Genomic DNA, 19,807 nt, shown 5'->3' on the forward strand with positions numbered 1-19,807 from the left:
TTCAGGGAGATGAAATGCAAGTTGAAATGAAAGACCAGATCAATGCGGTGGTTGGCCGCTATCAGACGCGGCGATCCGCTATCATGCCGGCACTTGCCCTGGTCCAGGAAAGCGTCGACAGACTGCACGGCGACGTTTTGAAGGAGGTCGCTGATGTCCTCGAAGTTCCGGAAATCTGGGTGTACGAGGTCGCCACCTTCTACGGCATGTTCAATACGGAACAAGTCGGCAAATTTCATCTTCAGCTCTGCACCAACGTCTCCTGCATGCTGGCACAAGCCGAACGGCTGCTGCAGCATCTGGAATCACAGCTCCATATCTCCAAAGGTGGCACGACCCCCGACGGTCTGTTCACCCTGAGCACCGTGGAATGCCTGGGATCTTGTGATACGGCGCCGGTGCTGATGGTGAACCAGGATTACCACGAAAACTTGAATGAACATCGGATCGACGAGCTGCTTGTTCAGTTGAAACGACAGGCAGCTACTTGACGCAAAGGCATATGCCGGCATGTTCGAAAAGGTTTTGCTGCGTAGCTTAGATGTCCCGGAGTCGCAGGACTTGTCGGCCTACGAGGCTGCGGGCGGCTTTAAGTCCCTGGCGTCTGTGCTCGCCAACCACTCCCCCGATGAGCTGATCGAACTGGTCAAGGCTTCTGGCCTTAGAGGACGCGGTGGCGCTGGATTTCCGACCGGGCTCAAATGGAGCTTTGTGCCCAAGGACACAGAAAAACCCGTCTACCTCTGCTGCAACGCAGACGAGGCGGAGCCCGGAACCTTCAAGGACCGGGCCCTGATGGAAAACGACCCCCATATGGTGATCGAGGGCATTCTGATCGCTGCCTACGCTATCGGGGCTGCAACATCCTATTTCTATATCCGCGGTGAATATGGCGTCAGCACCGAACGGGTGGAAGCCGCGCTGGCACAAGCCTATGCAAAGGGATTGTTAGGCCAAAACATCCTCGGCAGCGAATTCAGTCACGACATCTACGTGCACCGCGGTGCAGGCGCCTATATTTGCGGCGAAGAGACAGCGCTTTTGGAATCTATTGAGGGGCGTAGGGCGCAACCAAAGTTGAAGCCACCCTTCCCGGCGGTCGCGGGAATTTATGGATGCCCAACCGTGATCAACAATGTGGAAACCCTTTCCTGTTTACCGCATATCGTTGAAAGAGGAACGGATTGGTTCCGCAGTATCGGCCCAGAGAGCAGCCCCGGCCCGAAACTCTTTTGCGTCAGCGGACAGGTCAAAAAACCCGGCCTTTATGAATTGCCAATGGGCATATCGATGCGGGAGCTGCTGGAGGATCACGCGGGCGGCCCCCTTTCAGATAATTTCAAGGCCGTCATCCCTGGAGGGGTTTCGGCACCGATGATCCCGGGAAGCGATATCGATGTCGGCATGGACTTCGATTCTCTGGCTGGTGCCGGCAGCATGCTGGGGTCGGCCGGTGTGATCGCACTCGACGACACAGCATGCGTGGTGCGGGTAGCCGCCAGGATCATGGAATTCTTCAATCACGAGTCTTGCGGCAAATGCACCCCTTGCCGTGAAGGCAACGACTGGGCGGCAAAAGTCTTGCGCCGACTGGAGGCAGGTAGCGGGCAACGGGAAGACCTGGATCAATTGGCGTTTCTATGCGCTGGAATTTTTGGCAATTCCTTTTGCGCCCTGGGAGATGCCGCGGCTTGGTCACTGGGGGCCGCCCTCAAACACTTCCGCTATGAGTTCGAGCAGCACATCGACGATGGAGAATGCCCGTTCCATTAGAGCGGTTGATGTTTTTGTACTGAGCCAACCTCAAATGACCACATTCTGGTTGGCACAGTAAAAAGGAAGGCCGGAGCGAGATGGTTCATGTAACGATCGACGGTATCGAGCTTGATGTGTCCGAAGGCACGCTGATCCTGGAGGCAGCGCAAAGCCAGAACATCGCTGTACCGACTTTCTGCTATCAGAAACGCCTGGCGCCGCTTGCCTCCTGCCGTATGTGCCTGGTGTCTGTCGAAAACATGCCCAAACTACAACCGGCTTGTGCAACCCCTGTCACGGACGGCATGGTCGTGCATACCGCAAGCGAACAAGTCGCCCTGACCCGCCAAAGCATGCTTGAACTGCTGCTGGCGAACCACCCGCTAGACTGCCCGGTTTGCGATAAGGGTGGCGAGTGCGAGCTGCAGGACATGGTTTTCGAGTACGGGGCGGGAGCCAGCCGCTTCCGGGACCAAAAGCGCGTTTTCCGCAGCCGCGATCTGTCACTCAATCAGGTGATCATTTTCAACGCCAACCGTTGCATACAGTGCCAACGCTGCGTGCGTATCTGTGAGGATGTGGTCGGTGCTGTTGCGCTGGGAACCATAGACAAAGGCATGGACAGCGAAGTCACCGGTTTTGAAAACAGCCTTGATGATTGCGACCATTGCGGCAATTGCATCGAAGTATGCCCGGTCGGCGCGCTTATGAGCCAGCCCTATCGTTATAAGGCGCGCCCTTGGGATCTTGTTGAAACCGAAACGACCTGTCCGTTTTGTGGGACTGGATGCCAGTTGACGATTGGCGCGCGGGACGGCGAGTTGGCCCGGGTGCGGTCCAAGTACGAAACCGGTATCAATGGCGAAACGCTCTGCGTAAAAGGGCGCTTCGGAATTGACTACATCGACAGTGAACAGCGAATTGAAACTCCCTTGGTCCGCCGAAACGGAGCCCTTGAACCCGCCTCCTGGAATGACGCCTTCGATGCTATGCGTGGCCATATCGGAGATCAATCAGATATAGACGGTCGTCGCATCGGGGGTCTGGCGTCCGCACAACTGAGCAATGAGACGCTTTATCTCTTCCAGAAGATGCTTCGCACGGTATTCCACACCAACAACATCGATAGCTCGAACCGCTGGACCGGTGGAATTTATGACGAGCTCCCAGGCCTGATTGGTGGTCTCTATTCAAGGCAATCACTGGAGGAAGTCATTTCGGCAGATGTGGTCCTTGTCGTCGGCAGCAACGTTACCGACGACAATCCGGTCACCGATTATCTGCTCCGCAGCAAGATCAGACAGCAAAAGAACCATTTATTCCTGGCATCTGTGCGGCCATCACGGCTGGATGCTGATGCCAGCGCTTGCGTACGCCTGTTACCCGGCGATGAAGCTGTTTTAATCTCAACGATCACCAATAGGATATTTGATTCACGCGCCGGGACGCACCAGTCAGGGGTTGAGTCGCTCGCGGAATTCAGCCGGCAGTGCGCGGAAGCCGTCAAGGCCGCCACGACCGTTACAGTGCTGGTCGGCATGGATTTTTTACGCACACCAAACGCCAAGTTGGCCCTGCCGTGGTTGGACGGGTTGATACGGCGCCTGCAAGGGTCAGGCAAAGCGGCGGCTCTGCAATTCCTGTTTGATCGCTGTAACCAGCTGGGTGCGTGGGAAATGGGTGTTCTACCAAACCACCTGCCCGGCTGGCAGAAAAATGGAGAGCGTTTGTTTGAACAGGCCTGGGATGTGCAGCTTTCATCAGATCCGGGAGCAGATATCCATGAGATGCTGCGACGCTGCGCGGCGGGAGCTATGGATTGCCTCTATATCCTTGGCAGCGATCCGATGTCTGCATACCCGGATAGGATCCAGGTGGAAAATGCCCTCTCGTCAGCGGATCTTCTTATCGTACAGGCCTCTCATCACTCTGCGACCACTAAGCTTGCGGATATCGTCTTGCCGGGTGCCGCATTTGGTGAAGAAGCAGGCACAGTGATGAACAACGAGGGTCGGATACAGTCGATTCGTGCTTTCCGTCCGCCGATAGCAGACACGCGCCGTAACATCGACATTCTCACGCAGATAACCGAAATCTTTGGAGGTAACTTCTGTGGATATAGCCTGGGTAATTTAAAGCCTGAGCATGTCTTTTCGGAGATAACACAGCTCGTACCCTCTTTTGCGGAACTGTCGCCCGCAAATGTTGCCGAAGAGGGCGCGCTGAGCAGGCGTGCGGGATATCGCGACATTCCCCAGTCGAGCGCCTTACCGTTGCCATCCAGCGTCGAAAGGACAGGGCAAAGCAATGGAAAGCTGACCCTGGTCACAGGCGACTGCGGGTTTCACTCAGGCTACGCTTCTGAACATTCAGCCACTTTGAGTGGGATCAGGGCGGAGGCCTATGTGGAAGTCAGGCAGTCCGATTGCCAGGCAATGGGGTTTGCGCAAGGTGATTTGGTCAAGATCCGGTCCCCTCACGGCGAAACGACGTTATCAATTAGAACGAATAAGCAATTTCCGCCGGGACTGGCTTTTGTCCCGGAGAACTTTGCAAGCCAGCACCTGAACCGACTCTTCAAGCAGGGGGAATTTTCATGCCTTGTTGAAATCCTGCCGAATGAGCTGTGAGGCACTGTCATATTAACGGCACAGTGGGTGCAAGAAGACTTCTCTCTAAGGATTCAAGCGGCTACAGCTGCGTGCCATTCGTCCATGGCGGCAATACGAATTTCACCAAGCGTTCGTCGGGATATCAGGTGGCGCTGGATGTTAAAATGATTGTAGACAGCGGCATGGATTGAAAGGAAACATTGAGCAGATCCTGGCGACTTGAAATGTAGTAGTTCGGACTCGATCTGATAGTTACCGGTTTTGATGTGGCGTCTGTCAGGTCAAGTTTGGTCTACAAACTTTTCCTTCCAGATAGTCTTGCCTTCCACCAGGGTCTGCAAGGGCGTTCGACCTTCGCAGATTTTACCCAGATGAGTGCGTTCATTGTTGTAGTAGACGATCCATTCGTCCAGGTCGTTTTGCAGCTGCTCGATGGTCTCATAGAATGCTAAAACCTTGTCGTTGAGCATGTCGGCTGCCGTGATCGGGGTCTTGGTGGTGTAGAGCTTGGCCTGAGCAACCTTGGCGTAGGTGTCAATGTAGGTTTGCTGATAGACCCGGCCGACGCCCTTCAACGTACCGACATAGAATGTGTCCTGTGAGCCAAGATAGCCAGGGTGCGCGGTCTCGATCTCGCTCCAGGCCTCATCATCCAGCTTCTTCTTTTCCAGTGCCTGGACCTGAGCCTCGGTGAGGACAATGCCTTCTTCGGCGACCTTGGCCTCCAGGGCTTTTAATCGTTTCTTGAAGTTGGCCAGGTCATGACGCAGCCAGATAGAGCGTACCCCGCTGGGCGACACGAACACGCCCAACTTGCGTAGCTCATTGCTGACACGGACTGGGCCGTGGGCAGGGTATTCAATGGCGTAATCGATAACCACATTCTCGATCTCAATATCAACACGGTTCCTCGGATTCGGAACCCGGCGCGTTCGTTCCAGCAGCGCCTCTACGCCACCTTCCTCGACCGCATCCCTGTAACGGTAAAATGTATCGCGTGACAGGTCTATGACCTGACAGGCGCGCGATACGTTGCCCAGCTCTTCTGCCAGATTGAGAAGACCGACTTTGTAGCGAATGACTTTTTGATTATTCTGCAACATGAGGGTTACCTCCGTGAAGTGTTTCGATGGTTGGGTTTGCACCACCATCAAAACCGGTAACCTTCGCTCCTCCAGCGGAGCAGTGCCAGATCAGATCGAAACTAATTCACCTTAACAATATCGTTGAACAGGATCATCAATTCATCAAACGGCAGATCCGTCCGATGCTGGGGTTCAAGTCATTCTCATCTGCAGCTGCAACCCTTGACGGCATCGAAATCGCCAACATGATTCGAAAGGATCAATTTAGGGGCGAAGTCTGCCCATTTCTCCGGTTTGCCCAGATTGCTGCGTAATCGGCTGTCATCTTCATCGCGGCGCCCTTCTCTGTAATTTCCCCTCCGATATAAACATGCTACTTGCAAATTGCCAGTTATAAATCTAAACTTGCTGAAATCAGCTGATCTAGAGGGGGCCTATGCCTAACGAGATGACCGCAATTTCCACCGTCGACGCAGTCGTTCTTTCTATCCTGGAGGGTGAACTCAAGGTCCTGCTTCACTGCCGCCCGGTTCAGCCCTACGAAGGCTCTTGGGCGTTGCCTGGCGGCTTTATTCGTGTGGACGAAGATGCGGACGCCGAGAGCGCCATACGCCGGATTTTGAAGGACAAAGCCGGAGTTACAGGCCTGTACCTTGAACAGCTTGCGACCTACTCCGGACCGGATCGGGACCCGCGCGGATGGTCGATCTCAATTGCGCATCTCGCCCTGGTTCCAGGCGCCAAGCTGGCGATCGACGAAGGTAAGGCCGCGTTGGTGTCAATCGACGATTTACCCAAGCTTCCGTTCGATCACGGCAAGATAATAAAGGATGCCGTCGCCCGCCTCCGGGGAAAGGGCGCTTACTCCACGCTCCCGGCGTCCTTCCTTGGAAAGAACTTTACGCTGACGGAGATGCAAAGCGCCTACGAAACTGCACTGGGAACGAGAGTCGATTCCAGCTCGTTCCGCCGCAAGGTCCTCAGCCTTGGAATCCTGACTGACACCGGCCGCAGCCGTCAGGGCGACAATCGTCGGCCGGCCAAGGTGTACCGCCTCACCAAGGCTGTGGGAACTTTCGACCGGACGCTGGGGCATTCGGCAGGTTGATGGGGACTGCGCAGCGAAGGCCTCACTCGGGCTCAAGGGGTAGTTCGTTGCATTCTGAAGCAATGTCGGCTGTGCGGAGATGCTGTTGAAAAAGTCGTTGTTTGTGTTGGGTTTGACAAAGCGATGAGCGTGGTCGGTTCGGCCATCACGCTGGGTTCGGCGCCAGCTTTGCGAGCTTGCGAAGGTTTTGGACTGTCGCGGCTATCAAGAACTCATCTTTTGCGCCGTTGGGTCCTCGGAGACGCAGGCGATCAAGCCTGATGATGCGTTTTAGGTGGGCGAACAGCATCTCGACCTTCTTGCGGGCATAGCTTGCGGCAACGTAGGCGTCGGTCTTGGTGATGTCGCGCGCCATATTGCGTGCGCCCTCGTGGATAGAGCGCAGGACTTTTCGGGCTGGCTCCTTCGGGCAACAATGCTGCTTCAGCGGACAGACATCACAGTCCTTTTTGCTAGCCCGATAGCGCATCAGGCCTTCCTTATCGATGCCGGAGCGTGGCTTCTTGTAGGTGCGCCTGAATCGCACAAGCTGTTTGCCACCAGGGCAGGTGTAGCTGTCGCTGTCATGGTCATAGGTGAAGTGGTCACGCGAGAAGGTGCCGTCTTTGCGTTCAGACTTGTCGATGACGGGGATGTACGGTTCGATCCCTTCCTCTTCGACCAGCCAACTCAGCATGGGCGCTGAACCGTAGGCCGTGTCGGCCACCAGCTTCGCGGGGTACAAACCGAACCGATCTCTGGTTCGCAGGATCATCTCCTTGGTGATCTCGACTTCCGCCTGCCGGATTGGAGCGGTCGCATCGACATCGACGATAACGGCATTGTCCAGATCGACCAGATAGTTTGTGGAATAGGCAAAGAACGGCCGGTCGCCATTGGCGCCTGTATAGCGCGCTGCCGGGTCAGCCGGAGAAATGGCCTTGGGTTGCACGGGCGTCGAACCGCCGAAAGCCGCATCATCCAGCGTGTCGAGATACTCTCGCGTTGCTCTCGACACCTGATCGGGGACTGACCAATCGGCCATCTCGATCTTCGTATAGCGGCTGGCGTCAGCCTTGATGAGCGATGCATCAACACCGAAGTCATCGCCACCGACCAGGCCTTCAGCGATGCAACGTGTCAGCACCGTGTTGAACAGGTGGCGGAACAGATCGCTCTCACGGAAGCGGCCATGCCGGTTCTTCGAGAACGTGGAGTGATCGGGGATCGCATCGTTCAGATCCAGCCGGCAGAACCAACGATAGGCGAGGTTCAGATGGACCTCTTCGCACAAGCGCCGCTCAGACCGGACACCCATGCAGTAGCCGACAAGCAGCATGCGGATCATCAACTCGGGATCAATCGAAGGACGACCAATGGAACTGTAGTAAGGCGCTAAAACTGAGCGGATGTCGGACAAATCCACAAACCGGTCAATCTGGCGTAGCACGTGGTCAATCGGCACGTGCCGATCTAGATTGAACTCATAGAACAGCGCCGCCTGCGGTTCCTTCCTCGGGCCCATCATCGTCAGCAATCTCCCAAATCAATGGGAAAACTGAATCAGCCGATTAGAAGGCGATCAAGAGACTTTTTCAACAGCATCCGGACATTGCGGACTTTGAGGTTAACATTAGATTAATTGAAACGACGGTACATACGCTGAGAAGAATTGGCTGAAGTCCTAGCAATTGATGTTTTTAAGATTTGTTCGTTCCAAGACGGTAGACGGTTTGGCTGCGAGAGAAGGTTTCTTCTGTGCGGCGTATGAATTGCGCGAGAATGCAACCTTGGACCGACACTCGTTGGAACGTCTTGAAACCTTGTTGGCGTGGTTTCGAAAGCATTTAACAATTCCCAATAAGTTCAACAAATCAACGTCAAAGGGCGCATATAGGCGCGATGCAAAGGGGCTGAGTTGGTTTAAACCGAACGCAAAAGATGCGCTTGCGAAGTCTTTCGAACTAATCTCATTGCTCGAAGAAAATGGGTGCAGGATCGAAATGCTGAAATCCAAACGTATCGGATACATTGTTTATGAAGATGAGAGCCAAGTCGTCGCAGAGCCATTTTCAGACACACCCAAATAGCAAGCGGATCTGATCACTGTTGTTAGATCTGAAGGGATGCACTTTGGGCGCAGAGCCGAAGTTCGTTGCACCTTGAACCAATGACGGCAACGCGGAACAAAAGCCGCCCTTGTTTCACGTTGATACAGCCTGCCTCACCGAGGCTTATCGGCTTCTTTTATCGCGCGGACGCCAGACCTGTGTAAGGCCTCCTTCGCTTTATCGCCGGCAATCCTCAAGCCTTGGAAGGAGCGTATGCAGTGACCTCAATTTCAATACGCATCTTGGGGTCGATAAGCCCGGCCTGAAGCAATGTGGAGGGCGGGCGCACCTCGCCGAAAACGGCTTGCAGCTGTGGCCAACAGCGCTCGAATTCCGTCCGGTCCGGAAGAATATAGGTTACGCGCACGACATCGTGGAAACTAAAGCCGGCCTCGGTAAGCGTGCGCTCGATCGTCTGCAATGTGTTTTTACATTGCTCCTCAATGTCATCGGGCAAAACCCCTGTTTCCACATCCAGGCCTGTTGAGCCGGAAACAAAACACCATGCGCCATCGACTAGCGCGCGAGAATAGAACCCGGCTTTCTTTTCAAAGAATGAGCCGGAGGAAATCAGGCGGCGGGACATTGCGTTACTCCTGTGGGTTTTGATCATGGACGCTTCGGCAAAGACCGGTCTGAAGCTCATCATTCATCAGCTGTGCGCCTCGATCGGTTGCCGGCCTCTCAATCTGGACAGTGGCACGGCTTCATGTTTCAATAAAACGAATAGAATTTGCTTATGCTATCAGGAAAATTCACAGAAAAATCCAAACCATGAACGTGACCTCAAAAGCCCGCACACCCCTTTTGGATCTCGATCTGCTGAACACGCTGGTGATGATCTCGGAAACCGGAAACTTCTCTGCGGCGTCAGAGCTGCTGTTCCGGACGCCTTCGGCGGTTTCCATGCAGGTAAAGCGGCTTGAAGACCAATTGGGCAAAGCGATCTTCCACCGAGGCGCCCGTTCGGTCACGCCGACTGAGCACGGGATGCTCCTGATCACGCACGCGAGAAGGGTTTTGGCGCTCAACCGGGACATCGTGGAAAAATTCATTGCCCCTGAGATTTTCGGGATCGTGCGGCTTGGGGTCCTGGTCCACGCCGCGGAGCGGTACCTGCCAAACCTGCTGCGCCAACTGGCGGATACGCACCCTGGTATCATGGTTCACATAACTGTCGAAAACTCGCCGCAGTTAGTACAGAAAGTCCGCAGCAGGCAGCTCGACATTGCAATCATCATCGTTGATTCCAGCGATGCCAGGAGCGAGGAAGTCGAAACGGTCTATCACGAAGCCTTGGCCTGGGCCGGTCTCAAGAACGGTATCGCCGTTGAACAGACCCCCTTGCCGGTTTCGGTTTGGGAAGATGGCTGCGCCTGGCGCACGATGGGCCTGACGGCTCTCGAAAAACAAGGCCGCGACTATCAGATCGTGTTCGACAGTGCGCATATATCAGGTCAAAAAGCCGCCATCCTGGCCGACCGCGCAATCGCGCTCATTCCGGTTTCGGCCTGCGACAATTCCATCATTCCCCTTGGCCCGGAACATGGATTGCCCGAACAATCCAGCTATCCAATCGGAATGATGACCGGCAAAGAAGTCACGGCGCCGGTATCGGCTGTCGCCGATCACTTGAGAGCAACCTTTGCCGATACGTAAAGAGGCCATTTGGGTTCAAAGGGTGAATTCGCTGCGCGCCTCACCAGTGACGACAGTAGGGGATAATTTTTGCCATTGGCTTACACGGGAGGTACGGGCGGGTGCGGGGATTGCTCTGACAACAGATCAGACGCGTATCGCGTGGTTTCAGCCCCATCATAAAAGGCAACCACAGGACCAAAAGTTTTCGGTTTCGCTTTCACACTCGTTGGTGTTCTGCGATCTCAAAAAAGGAGATTCGGAAGGAAAAGAGCGAGCATTGGGAACAGCGTCAGTATCACGATCGCACACAAATGGATCAGCCAATAGGGTACGGTTGCGTAAGCGACACGCCCCAGACTGACCTCGTTTTTCGTAAGCGCTGTCAGAACGGAAAGGTTCAGCCCGACCGGGGGGGTGATTTGACCGATTTCGATCACGATGGTGATAATCACCCCGATCCATATTGGATCAAAACCAAGACCCGTCAGCAACGGAAACACAACTGGCAAGGTCATGATCATCAAGGAAAGACCATCAAAGAAACAGCCCAAAATAAGATAGATCAAGACAACGATCATCAGAACGCTGTATTTGCCGAACCCGCTCTGGGCGACGGTCTCCAAAATCTGTTGGGGAAGGCCTAGGATACTGACCGATTGCGCTAGGATCGTTGCCCCCAACACCAAAAAGCCGATCGACGAGAACAGTAAAACTGACTGATACACCGCCTCGATCAATTTGGAGAAGGTCAGATCACCCCACATCGAGCAAATGACAATGGCCAGCACCACGCCGACGCCAGCAGATTCTGTTGGTGTCGCGATACCCGCAACGATAGAGCCAATCACTGCAAAGATCAGCACAAGCAGCGGCCAGATGTGTCGGAACCCAACAAAGATCTCGCCAATCGAGGATTTGTGCGGATCGCGCGGAGCAATAGCGGGGTTCTGGATGCACTTCACCAGAAGATACAGCATGAACATCGCCCCCACCATAATTCCCGGGATAATGCCTGCCGCAAACAACCTGCCGATAGATGTTTCTGTCAGTGCGCCGTAAATCAGAAAGGACAGACTGGGTGGGATCAAAAGGCCCAACGTGCCGCCGCCAGCAAGGCTGCCGACCACCGTATTTTTGTCATAGCCGCGCTTTGACATCTCGGGGTAAGCCACCGATCCTACGGCAGCAGCCGTTGAAAGGCTTGACCCACTGACGGCGCCGAACAAGGTGCAAACAGCGATGTTGGTGTGCAAAAGACCGCCGGGTATCCGACGAAAGACAGGCGAGAAAGCGGAGTAAGCTTTTTCGCTGATGCCACTGCGCAAAAGGATTTCACCCAGTAGAATAAACATCGGGACGGCACTTAGGGTGAAGGAGTTAAAGACGTTCCAAATCGCGTCAATCGCGACCGACGTTGCCCCGTTGGAATAGAATTGCAGTATGAAAAGGCCGGTAATGCCAAGTGCTGCGCCCAACGCAACACCCGTTCCGGCAGTCGCAATAACGCCACCGACCAATGTAAGCCAAAGCGACATTAGCGCGCCTCACCGGACGTTGGCAATTTGCTTTCGGTGTTCTCTTCGCGCTCAAGTATCCCGACCAAGCGGGCGACCAGGATGGCACCGGTCACGGCCAAGGAAAGCGGCATCAAAGCCATCCACGGATAAAGCAGTATCCGTGTCGTTTCCGTTTTGAGGCTACGTTTGAAGGCAAATTCAAACCAAGGAATGGTTTCCCAGATCAGCCAGCCAAAGAACCCGATACCGACCAGCAATCCTGCGACTTGCAACACAGCCCTGCTTTTGCTTGTGACATAGGTGGTAAGCAGTGAGACACGCACATGTTTTGACCTTAGCGTCACCATCGGCAACCCAAGGAACAGCGCAACGCTTAGCAAAAGGCCAACGACTTCTTCGGTGATATGCAGGGGTGAATTTGCGAATTTGCGCATCACGACGCTGGTCACGATAATGCCGACAATAAGTGTCAGGCCCAAAGCCGCCAGTGCCGCGAAGGCCAGGGCCAGATACTCCAGCCCCAGCGCAACGGTGTTTTTAATCCGCATCCTCAAGCACGCGCCTTAGCGCCCCAATGCCTTAAGAACACGCTCACGGTAAGCAGGTGCATTGCCGCCCGCTTCTTCAGCCAGCATCTTCCATGTCTCGGTGACGGAGGACACGAATGCTTCGCGGTCTTCATCCGAGAAATCCTCACCCCAGGCGATGCCCTGTTCGCCCAGCTTGTCGCGGGCCTCTAGTTCGCGCTGATAATCAGCCTCGTACTGGTTCGTGCGTTCCCACAAGTCATCAGCTGCATCCGAAATTGCTGCTTTGACAGTGTCGTCCGTCTTTTCCCAACGGTCTGTCGAGACGCCAATCACATAAGGGCCAGAGGCCATCGGATATAGGAACGACGCAAACTTAGATACTTCCTGCAGCGATACGGTATGCGCGTAGAGAGCGGGATACAGTGCGCAATCCACAACGCCAGTTTTCATGGCGACATACATTTCTTCTTGCGGAATGATCTGCGCGGACACGCCAAGACGGGTGAAGGCTTCAACCTGATCGCGTGCCCAGACCCGCAGTTTCTTCGACTTAAGACCTTCGATTGTCCGGACGGGCTCTTCGCGGCAAAATACCGAAACAGACAACATCGGGATTGCAACGTAGCCCACTGAAGCAACGTCCCATTCAGCGAACTCTTCTTCGTAGATATCACGAACAGTCGGGATCGCTTTTTCAAACTCTTCAATAGAACCGATGGTGCCCTGAACCACGACAGAGCTAAGTGCGGGCGCATCACGGCCCAGGTAGTTTGCCCACATCAGGCTCATCTCTACCGCGCCCTTAGGCAAGAACCGAAGTGTGTCTGTATTGGGAAGACCCAAAGAGCCACCACTATAGAGCTTAAGGGATGTCTCTCCGCCAAGCGCTGCGTTCACTTCGGAAACGAACTGCTCAAGCTGCGCACTTTCCGGACGCGTTTCCGGAAGAAAATTGTTGAAACGCCATTCCTCTGCCGAAGCCGCAGACATGCTGAGGCCGATACCGGTCAGACCGATAGCGAAGCGTTTGAAGATCTCGTTCATATTATTTCCCCTGCTGAACACGTTATATTTCTAGAGCAATACATAGGATTGGCGAGAAACCGTCACCCCATTTCTTGAAATAAACCAGTACCATGGGTCGGTTTCTGGCCTTGAAACCATGAGAAGTGCCCTTTGAAAGGTGGTCCATGCGCCAGAAAACAGCGCTTAATCTGTTGATTTTCTTAATCATAAGATTTGTCCGCGTCGCACTGAATAGATGTGTTGCGACATTTATGACGGCCTTCAGATCACAAGGGGTCGGCTTTCGAACGCTGAGCACCAAAGCAGTATACTCTAGAGGCTAAAAGGATCTATGAAACAGCGCCAAGCCGGGGTGCGCGCTACCTTGGCCTACCACTCTTGCCGCGCCGTCCATTTCAAAAACTCCAACATGGCACGAAAGGAATTGATCGCACTGTACGATCAAAGCCGCTTTTCTCAGGATTTTCACAATCCTTCAAAAACACCCCCGTTTCTAAAAACAATTAACGGGTTAACGAACTCGCAAGTCTGGGAAGAGAATTCAAAAATCCGCGATTTCGCTCTAGCGCCCCCCGGTTACCGGCACCAGCGCGCCGCTGACCGCCCGTGCCTCCGCCGAAGCCAGAAAGGTGACGACCGATGCCAGGTCGGCGGGCGCCACCCAGTTTGCGGGATCCGCCTTGGGCATGGCCGCCCGGTTTTGCGGCGTATCGATGATGCTCGGCAGGACCGCATTGACCGTTACGCCCTTGCCGGCCAGTTCCCCGGCCATGGCTTCGGTCAGGCGCATGACCACGCTCTTGGTGGCGGTGTAGGCGCCCATGCCGGCAACGCCGCTGCGGGCGGCCGCCGCGCCAACGGTCACGACACGCCCCTGCCCCTGCGCCACCATCCCCGGCACCAGGGCTTTCACCGCGTTCAGGAGCGTTTGCGCGTTGAGGCCCAGCATCAGGTCCCAGACCTCCGCCGAAGTTTCATGGACCGCTTCGCCCATATGAAACCCGCCGGCAATGGCGCAGAGCACGTCGCAGGCGCGGCCATCCGGCAGGACCTCTGCCAAGGCCGCGGCTGTCGCCGCTTCGTCGCGCAGATCCACCGCCAGTTTCCCGCGCCTGGCGGAGCTGCCGGGATAGACTTCGTCCAGTCGCGCGGCATCGACATCGACCAGTATCAGCTGCGCCCCTTCCGCCGCAAAGGCGGCAGCGACCGCCTGGCCCAGGTTGCCCGCCGCCCCTGTGACGACGACGGTCTTATCGGTAAATCTCATGCTGCGATCCTCCGGCTTGACATCACCTGCTCCATCGCCCGCGCCAGGGCGAAATCCTTCTCCGTCACCCCACCGGCGTCGTGCGTGGTCAGGCACACCACCACCCGGTCATAGACGTTGGACCATTCGGGGTGATGATCCAGGCGCTCAGCGGTAAAGGAGACCTGCAGCATAAAGGACATCGCCGCGGGAAAGCTGTCGCATTGGTAGGTCTTCACGATGGCCTTGCCGCCCGCCTCTTCCTGCCAGCCGGCAGCCGCAAGATCTTTGGGCAGTTGATTATCCATGGACATCGCGCCCTCCCTTGCTCATGAACTCATTTGCTACAGGGGACCGGTCGAAGTAACTGCGATCGCCCGTAGTTATAATCCGATCCCCGGGAACCAGCGCGTCCGCCTCCAGATCCGTCTGAGAACCCAGCCGGTCGTAAAGCCCCGCGAAGTCGACGTAACAGTCGTCGAGCAGCTGTTGAAAACTCTCGATCACGAAGTAGCTCTGCTGGAAATCGTCGATGATGTAATTCGTGCGCATCACCCGTTCCAGATCGAAGCCGATGCGGTTGGGCGAGGCGGAATCCAGGCTGAAAACCGATTCCGCCGGCGACGACAGAATGCCCGCGCCGAAGATGCGCAAACCCTCCGCCGTCTGGATCAGACCGAACTCAACGCTGTACCAGTAGAGCCGCGCCAGATTGGGAAGCTGCCCGCGGGCCAGGGCACGCTGGCCACCTTGACCATAGGCCTGCATGAAATCGGCGAAGACCGGATCGGCGAGCAGCGGCACATGGCCGAAGACATCGTGAAAAACGTCCGGCTCCTTCAGATAGTCGAGCTCCGCCTCGGGCCGGATAAAGGCGCCGGCGGGAAAGCGCCGGTTCGCCAGGTGATCGAAAAAGATCTCGTCGGGAACCAGCTCCGCCACCGGAACGACCCGCCAGCCGGTCAGGTCCTGCAGGCGGTCGCTGAGTCGCTCGAATTCGGGAATCCCCGCTTCGGAGAGTTTCAGCTTCGCCACGGCCTCCAAAAAGCTATCGCAGGCCCGCCCCGGCAGGATTTCCGACTGGCGGGCCAACAGACGGTCCCAGCGGTCATGTTCCTCAGGTGTGTAACTCGACCAGGCCTGATCGATGGTGAAGTCGGCGGCCCGCTGCGCACCGGCGGTGCGGTTCTTGGGGATATCGGCCGAAGGCCCTTCGGCACGCAGTTGCGGCAACATGGCTCGTTCCTTGTTTGCTCGAGTCTGATCGTTTTTCACTATTTTAGTGAAAAGCGTGAATCAGCCTCGATTCCATTTAGTTAGAGGGCGATTCACGTCCTTGATTGCTTCAATCAAGAACGATCGCACTCTCGAGTCTGATCGTTGAGTGAACGTTAGGCGGCCCGCCGGTGGCGCAGTTCCGACAAGGCTTCGGCCAGCGCCGGAATCTCACGCTCGCGCAGGGCGGCGAAATTGATCCGCCCGCCGGGCACCAGGTAAATCGCCTTCTCATCGCGCAGCCAGGAGACTTCCGCGTCACTCAGGCCCAGCAGCGAAAACATGCCGTTCTGCGACCCGATCTGCGCCCAGGAACCGTCGTCATTGAACCCGGCCAGCGCGGCGGCCAGTCCCTTGCGCAGCGACGTCAGGCGTTCGCGCATGCCTGACAGTTCTTCGGACCAGAGCTGGCGAAGCGCCGGATCTTCCAGCACCCGATGCACGACCGCCGCGCCATGATGCGGCGGCATGGAATAGAGCTTCCGGCCGATGGCGGCCAGGTTATCGGACGTCCGCCGGCTTAGATCAGGGTCGCGGTTGATCACCAGCGCCGCGCCGACCCGGTCCCGGTAGACGCCGAAATTCTTCGAACAGGAAACCGCCACCAGAACCTCGGGCAGGCTGTCCGCCAAAATCCGCAGCCCGGCGGTATCTTCGTTCAAGCCCTGCCCCAATCCGGCGTAGGCCAGATCCACGAGCGGGATCAGCCCCCGCGCCGAAAGGACTTCGGCGAGCGCCTGCCACTGCCCGGGCGACAGATCGCAGCCCGTCGGGTTATGGCAACAGCCATGCAGCACGACCACGTCGCCGGCTTGCGCCTCCGCCAGTCCGGCAAGCAGCGCTTCGAAATGCAGGCTCTGCTTTTCACGGTCGAAGTAGGGATAGCTTTTACAGCGCAGCCCGGCGCCCCGGAACAGGGCCAGATGGTTCGGCCAGGTCGGGTCGCTCAGCCAGATCGTTGCACCGGGATTGGCCGCGATGACCAGATCCGCCAGCACGCGCAGCGCACCGCTTCCACCCGGGGTCTGCGTGGCAGCGACCTGCGCACCCGTTATCTGTGTGGCGGCGACCTGTGAGCCCGTTACCTGCGAACCGGCGATACCATCGCCGAGCACCAGCCGGCGGATCCCTTCACAGAACCCCGGATCGCCCAACAGCCCGACGTAGGCCTTCGAGTTTTGATCCCGAAGCACCCGCGCCTCGGCCAGCCGCACCGCCGCCATCACCGGCGTGCGCCCCTCCGCATCCCGGTAGACCCCTACCGTCAGGTCGAGCTTGCCGGGCCGCTCGTCCGCGCGCACCTGCTGCATCAAAGCCAGGATCGGGTCTCCGGCCGGCTGTGGAAGCTGTTCAAGCATCGCGTGCCTCCCCGAACGACCTCTGCAGCCGGAATCCCGCTGGCAAGTTCTCCATGCTCATCCCTCTCACCGTTAAACGCTGTTGTTTGCCCGGCGTATCGGCAGCCGGTGCTTTATGGCTTTTAGGCTTTAAGGATAGGAGAAAAGGGCCGCAAAGTGCGTGCTTTTTGGGACAATTTGGGCCGTGATTTACACGATTCCTGCATTGATTCCCCTTTTGATGCAGGAAACCGTCATCGGCCTTTTATGATCAGATCTGCGGCTTCCAGCGCTTCAAGAGCAGAGAATTCGCCACCACGCTTACGCTGGAAAAGGCCATGGCCGCCCCGGCAAAAGCCGGGTTCAGAACGCCGGATACGGCAAGGGGAATGCAAACCAGATTGTAGATGAAAGCCCAGAAGAGGTTCTGCCGGATCTTCGAAAGCGTCGCCCGCGCCACTTGCAAGGCCGCCGGCACCAGGCGCGGATCCGGACGCATCAGCGTGATGCCCGCCGTCTCCATGGCCACGTCGCTGCCGCTGCCCATGGCGATCCCGACATCCGATTCCGCCAGCGCCGGTGCGTCGTTGACCCCGTCGCCGATCATCGCCACCACCCGCCCCTCTGCCTTGAGGCGCGCGAGTTCGGCGACCTTGCCCTCCGGACGCAGCGGCCCAAGGGACCGGTCAAGTCCGAGGATCCCGCCGATGCGCGCGACCACGGCCTGATTGTCACCGCTCAGCATGAGGGTTTCGATCCCCGCGCTCTTCAATTGGGCGACCGCCTCCGCCGAGGTTTCGCGCAGCGGGTCGCTCAAGCCGAAGAGGCCGCGCAGCACGCCGTCCACCGCGATCAGCACCGGTGTCTCTCCCGCCCCTGCCATCGCGTCCTGCTGGCCCTTCAGAGCGCCCGTATCGATGCCGGCTTCCGCCATCATCTCGGGATTCCCGATCACCAGGTCCAGATCTTCGACCCGGGCCGCAATGCCCCGGCCCGGGCGGCTTTCGAAACCTTTCACCGGGGAAAGTTCCAGCGCCTTATCCGCCGCCAGCCGCAGAAAGGCCTTCGCCAGCGGATGCTCGCTGCCCTGCTGCGCAGAGGCCGCCAGCCGCAGCAGCGCGTCGCCCTCGCCCTTGCTCTCGCTATTGCCCTCGCCATCAAGGCTTTCAACGGTGGTGATCGCGGGGGCCCCCTCGGTCAGGGTGCCGGTCTTGTCGAAGGCCACGGCGGTCACTCGGTTGGCGCGCTCCAGGGCCTCGACATCCTTGATCAGAATTCCCGCCTTCGCTGCCGCGCCGGTCCCCGCGACAATCGCGGTCGGGGTCGCCAGTCCCAGGGCACAGGGACAGGCGATGACCAGCACGGAAACCGCCGCCACCAGCGCCGCCTCGAAGCCGGCTCCGGCCAGCAGCCAGCCGCCGAAGGTCGCGATCGCAATGAGCACGATGACCGGCACGAAGACCGCGCTGATGCGGTCGACCAGCTGCTGCACCGGCGCCTTGCCGCTTTGCGCCCGCTCGACCAGCCGGATGATCCGCGAAAGTGTGGAGTCCGCGCCGACCGCCTGCGCTTCCAGCTTCAACAGTCCGCTGCCGTTGATGGACCCGCCGATCACGGCCGCGCCCCCGGCACGCAGAACAGGAAGGCTCTCGCCGGTCACCAGAGCCTCGTCCACTTCGCTGGCGCCTTCGGTGACCAGACCGTCGACGGGGATCTTCTCCCCCGGCTTGACGATGACCACATCGCCCCGGCGCACCTCGGCGATGGCCAGGACCGCTTCGATACCGCCGCGCACGATCCTTGCAGTTTCCGGGCGCAAAGCCATCAATTCCCGAATCGCCGAAGTCGTGCTCCGCTTCGCCCGCGATTCCAATACCTTACCGGCAAGGATCAGCGTGATCACGATCACCGCTGCCTCAAAATAGAGGTGCCCTTCGGCTAGCGAAAGCGGGATCACGGACTCCGCCGACAGCAGAACTGCGAGGCTGTAAAAAAAGGCCGCCGAGGTGCCGAGCGCGACCAGAACGTCCATGTTCGCAGCACCGGAACGCAAGGCATTCCAGGCGCCGACGTAAAATCTGCGACCGATCCAGAACTGCACAGGGAGTGCCAAAGCAAATTGAAGCCACCCTGACAGCAGTTCACCGAAGCCCAGAAACATCAGGATCATCTGAGCGACGAACGGCAAGCTAAGCAGCGCCGAGACCACGAGCTGACCCAGCTCGCCGGAAAGGCCAAAGATCGCCGTTCCGGACTCTAAAGCATTCCCAGTCCGCGCAGCGGGATCGACTGCGGCATAGCCGGCGTCGCGCACGCTCTCGAACAGGGTCGCGCGATCCACGGCACCGGTCACGTCAGCCTTTTCCAGGGCAAAGCTCACATCCGCCTTCAGCACGCCGGGCACCTTGCGCAACGCCTTCTCCACGCGCTGAGCACAGTTGGCGCAAGTCATGCCCTCAATCGCGAAAACGTATGAACTCACGGTGTTATCCAATTTCTCTTTGGCGCGGGTACGACCCATAGGCCCTGCAGGAGCGAACAATCGTGGCTCCGGTTCAAAGCAAAGATAAGAATTCCAGTAACTG

17 protein-coding genes and 2 pseudogenes are annotated in these 19,807 nt (G+C 57.3%); 7 read left to right on the plus strand and 12 right to left on the minus strand.

Annotation, left to right across the window (positions count from 1 at the left end; all coding sequences use genetic code 11):
* Positions 1-14 precede the first annotated feature (14 nt).
* The 3 genes from nuoE to nuoG all read left to right on the plus strand — a co-directional run bounded on the left by nuoE (position 15) and on the right by nuoG (position 4,385).
* Entirely contained in the window at positions 15-491 is a 477-nt protein-coding gene (gene nuoE, locus QMZ18_RS30435; protein WP_282610178.1) for an NADH-quinone oxidoreductase subunit NuoE, read from the plus strand.
* Between the two features lie 19 nt (positions 492-510).
* Positions 511-1,773, plus strand: a complete 1,263-nt coding sequence (nuoF, locus tag QMZ18_RS30440; protein WP_282610179.1) for an NADH-quinone oxidoreductase subunit NuoF — start codon at positions 511-513, stop codon at positions 1,771-1,773.
* An 80-nt stretch (positions 1,774-1,853) separates the two neighbouring features.
* The gene (gene nuoG, locus QMZ18_RS30445; RefSeq protein ID WP_282610180.1) at positions 1,854-4,385 is read left to right on the plus strand and encodes an NADH-quinone oxidoreductase subunit NuoG; all 2,532 of its coding nucleotides are present in this window, start codon (positions 1,854-1,856) and stop codon (positions 4,383-4,385) included.
* A 53-nt stretch (positions 4,386-4,438) separates the two neighbouring features.
* Here the strand turns inward: nuoG and QMZ18_RS30450 are convergent.
* Positions 4,439-4,597, minus strand: a pseudogene (locus QMZ18_RS30450) (IS6 family transposase); the annotation flags it as partial.
* A 51-nt stretch (positions 4,598-4,648) separates the two neighbouring features.
* Complete coding sequence (locus QMZ18_RS30455) at positions 4,649-5,470, minus strand: helix-turn-helix domain-containing protein (protein ID WP_282610181.1); 822 nt, start codon at positions 5,468-5,470, stop codon at positions 4,649-4,651.
* Positions 5,471-5,556: 86 nt separating this feature from the next.
* Here QMZ18_RS30455 and QMZ18_RS30460 point away from each other — a divergent pair.
* Together QMZ18_RS30460 and QMZ18_RS30465 are read left to right on the plus strand one after the other, a co-directional pair.
* Positions 5,557-5,766, plus strand: a pseudogene (locus QMZ18_RS30460) (DDE-type integrase/transposase/recombinase); the annotation flags it as partial.
* Between the two features lie 122 nt (positions 5,767-5,888).
* Positions 5,889-6,560, plus strand: a complete 672-nt coding sequence (locus tag QMZ18_RS30465; RefSeq protein WP_282610182.1) for an NUDIX domain-containing protein — start codon at positions 5,889-5,891, stop codon at positions 6,558-6,560.
* 145 nt (positions 6,561-6,705) lie between these two features.
* Here the strand turns inward: QMZ18_RS30465 and QMZ18_RS30470 are convergent, their stop codons facing one another.
* Complete coding sequence (locus QMZ18_RS30470; RefSeq protein WP_282610183.1) at positions 6,706-8,067, minus strand: IS1182 family transposase; 1,362 nt, start codon at positions 8,065-8,067, stop codon at positions 6,706-6,708.
* A gap of 166 nt (positions 8,068-8,233) precedes the next feature.
* On the opposite strand from QMZ18_RS30470, the gene QMZ18_RS30475 reads away from it, so the two are divergent.
* Positions 8,234-8,629 (plus strand): hypothetical protein, encoded by a 396-nt coding sequence (locus tag QMZ18_RS30475; RefSeq protein WP_282610184.1) that lies wholly within the window; start codon positions 8,234-8,236, stop codon positions 8,627-8,629.
* 214 nt (positions 8,630-8,843) lie between these two features.
* Here QMZ18_RS30475 and QMZ18_RS30480 read toward each other — a convergent pair whose 3' ends face one another.
* The gene (locus tag QMZ18_RS30480; protein ID WP_282610185.1) at positions 8,844-9,236 is read right to left on the minus strand and encodes a RidA family protein; all 393 of its coding nucleotides are present in this window, start codon (positions 9,234-9,236) and stop codon (positions 8,844-8,846) included.
* 188 nt (positions 9,237-9,424) lie between these two features.
* Here QMZ18_RS30480 and QMZ18_RS30485 point away from each other — a divergent pair, with 188 nt between their 5' ends.
* Positions 9,425-10,309, plus strand: a complete 885-nt coding sequence (locus QMZ18_RS30485) for a LysR family transcriptional regulator (RefSeq protein ID WP_282610186.1) — start codon at positions 9,425-9,427, stop codon at positions 10,307-10,309.
* 224 nt (positions 10,310-10,533) lie between these two features.
* Here the strand turns inward: QMZ18_RS30485 and QMZ18_RS30490 are convergent, their stop codons facing one another.
* The 8 genes from QMZ18_RS30490 to QMZ18_RS30525 all read right to left on the minus strand — a co-directional run bounded on the left by QMZ18_RS30490 (position 10,534) and on the right by QMZ18_RS30525 (position 19,704).
* Positions 10,534-11,826, minus strand: coding sequence for a TRAP transporter large permease (locus QMZ18_RS30490; protein WP_282610187.1), 1,293 nt, complete (start codon positions 11,824-11,826; stop codon positions 10,534-10,536).
* Positions 11,826-12,356 (minus strand): TRAP transporter small permease, encoded by a 531-nt coding sequence (locus QMZ18_RS30495; RefSeq protein ID WP_282610188.1) that lies wholly within the window; start codon positions 12,354-12,356, stop codon positions 11,826-11,828. Before QMZ18_RS30495 ends, QMZ18_RS30490 begins: the two co-directional genes overlap by 1 nt.
* Positions 12,357-12,371: 15 nt before the next feature.
* Positions 12,372-13,382, minus strand: coding sequence for a TRAP transporter substrate-binding protein DctP (gene dctP / locus QMZ18_RS30500; protein WP_282610190.1), 1,011 nt, complete (start codon positions 13,380-13,382; stop codon positions 12,372-12,374).
* A gap of 544 nt (positions 13,383-13,926) precedes the next feature.
* Entirely contained in the window at positions 13,927-14,631 is a 705-nt protein-coding gene (locus tag QMZ18_RS30505; protein ID WP_282610191.1) for an SDR family NAD(P)-dependent oxidoreductase, read from the minus strand.
* Entirely contained in the window at positions 14,628-14,924 is a 297-nt protein-coding gene (locus tag QMZ18_RS30510; protein WP_282610193.1) for a 4a-hydroxytetrahydrobiopterin dehydratase, read from the minus strand. The genes QMZ18_RS30505 and QMZ18_RS30510 overlap by 4 nt, the downstream gene beginning before the upstream one ends.
* A complete protein-coding gene (phhA, locus tag QMZ18_RS30515; RefSeq protein ID WP_282610194.1) occupies positions 14,911-15,846 on the minus strand; it encodes a phenylalanine 4-monooxygenase in 936 nt (311 codons plus the stop codon). Before phhA ends, QMZ18_RS30510 begins: the two co-directional genes overlap by 14 nt.
* A gap of 155 nt (positions 15,847-16,001) precedes the next feature.
* Positions 16,002-17,243, minus strand: a complete 1,242-nt coding sequence (locus QMZ18_RS30520; RefSeq protein ID WP_282610195.1) for an amino acid aminotransferase — start codon at positions 17,241-17,243, stop codon at positions 16,002-16,004.
* Positions 17,244-17,493: 250 nt separating this feature from the next.
* Positions 17,494-19,704: a cation-translocating P-type ATPase gene (locus tag QMZ18_RS30525; RefSeq protein WP_282610196.1), complete on the minus strand. Its 2,211-nt coding sequence runs from the start codon at positions 19,702-19,704 to the stop codon at positions 17,494-17,496.
* Between the last annotated feature and the right edge of the window lie 103 nt (positions 19,705-19,807).

The sequence above is a fragment of the Pelagibius sp. Alg239-R121 genome (genome assembly GCF_947331435.1).
Classification (GTDB): Bacteria; Pseudomonadota; Alphaproteobacteria; order Kiloniellales; family Kiloniellaceae; genus Denitrobaculum.